At 38.9% G+C, this 2,041-nt stretch carries 1 protein-coding gene; it reads right to left on the bottom strand.

Annotated elements, in window-relative coordinates:
• Positions 1-1,535: ATP-binding protein (locus tag AB5443_RS25240; protein ID WP_368114594.1), on the bottom strand; the 1,535-nt coding region annotated here is incomplete at its 3' end.
• Between the last annotated feature and the right edge of the window lie 506 nt (positions 1,536-2,041).

Below are 2,041 nucleotides of genomic sequence, written 5' to 3' on the forward strand. Positions count from 1 at the left end.
TTTTCGATATTGCGGGTTTCAGCGCTGAAGTTTACACCGATTTTAAAGAGTTTCCGTCCGTCCATTTCGAAAGGAAGGGCGTAATGCTTGTCGTTAATCTGCTGCAAAGCCTCTTCGGCCGTACCGTTCAGTTTAAATTCCATTATATAGGTGAACTTATCAGTCTGCAGGACAAGGTCGATGCGCCCGTCACTCGTTTTATATTCTACGTTGACGTAGAAGCCGACCAATTTGAAAACAATGAAAAGCACGTTTTCGTAATGCAGCTCCTGGTCACGGATCACTTCGTAGGTAGTATCAGCAAAGAAACTCTGCAGGCGGCGGAAGAAAGAGTTATAATCACCCGATTCCACTTCACGGACAAACTTCTGAATTTCAAACGGGGACTCTACCTTATTTACATTCGCATAAAAAGGAAGCAGGAAACGGACAAACCCTTCTTCCACTTCACGGTTAGGAAAGCCCAGGTGATATATTCCAAAACGTTCATCATACCCCTTGATGGTGAGGTATCCGCTCTGATAAATCACAGGTATAGGATTGGTGGATTCAGAGTCTATACTGTTCAGAACCTGGGCATCAGTTTCTTCATGCGCCATCCGTTCCAGGTCATAATGATGTTTTTTAAGTAATTTCACCAGATAGGTAGGCGTACCCGTTTCAAACCAATAACTGCCGAACTCCTTGCGTTTGAAAGCATTAAGCAGGCTGAACGGATTGTACATGCCGATTGAGTTATGTGTAAAGTGATAGCCGTCATAGCAATCTCTCAGTTCCTCACAGAGTTTATCGTAGGTAATTCCTCGCGCTGCTGCAAATTCATGAAGTTCTGTTTCCAGATTTTCATGGATTTCATGTTCACTGACACCACAAATTTCGACATACTCATTCCACATTGAAATATCATCCAGATTGTTCAAGTCACTGAACACACTAATTTTGCCAAATTTTGTTACACCGGTAAGCAGGGCAAACTTAATGCAACCGTCCTTCGTTTTGAGTGCTCCATAAAATGGCTTCAAGGTATTTCGGAATTGTTTTTGGAGCTCTTCATTACCAATGGCTTGCAGCATAGGTTTGTCATACTCATCTACCAGAATAACTACACGTTGCCCCGTCTTTTCGCAAGCACGCTGAATGATACCGGCAAAGCGCAGAGAAAAGGATGTCTCGGACGGACGGGTACCATATTGGCTTTCCCAATATTCAAGGTTATCATTCAATATTTTATCCAGACTTTCCGGCGTATCATACTTCTCAATATTAAGATCCAGATGCAATATAGGATATTTTATCCAATCCTTTTCCAATTTCTCTACTGCCAGTCCTTCAAACAGTTCCTTTTTTCCTTGGAAGTAAGCCTCTAAGGTAGAGATGAGTAAACTCTTTCCGAAACGCCGCGGACGACTCAGGAAGTAATAGCTTCCGGTTTTTACCATTTGATACATCAATGCCGTTTTATCAATATAGAAATAACCGTCATTACGAATCTTTTCAAAATTCTGAATACCAATTGGATAAATTTTATTGCTCATATTCTATTCTTTTTATAACAAAGACACCTGTTATGCAAAGATAGATATTTTCAAGAGAACTATTTCCCATAACAAGGTTAAAAGATTCTTTTCCGCAAAACGACACCAATTGCATGCCCACGCGTTTCTAGAATAAAAAAACAAAATCATTTCTCATATTCTCATAGGAAAGAATATTCATCTGATTACCAACCTCATATATTATGAGAATAAAATTATTTACATGTATTTCTCATGATTTTATCAAGAAAATACGCTTAAAATAATGCATTTCTCATCCTATTACCGGCATTTCTCATGCATCAAAAATAGTATTCTCATAGTCTGATCATCAAGGCTTAATGAACTGTAGTAAAGCTATCGTTCATTTTCATTATAACTAGCTGACAGTCAAAGATTATGCTACTGTAATCAATAGATTTTCAATAAGCAGGGCAGACGCATTAAAAATTATTTTCCTGTAAAAGTTGTGACAAATATTTTTCATCCCATCCCGCTTTTAGTCT

This window comes from Bacteroides sp. RTP21281st1_H5_RTP21281_210402, from assembly GCF_040918965.1.
In the GTDB taxonomy this organism is placed as follows: domain Bacteria; phylum Bacteroidota; class Bacteroidia; order Bacteroidales; family Bacteroidaceae; genus Bacteroides; species Bacteroides congonensis.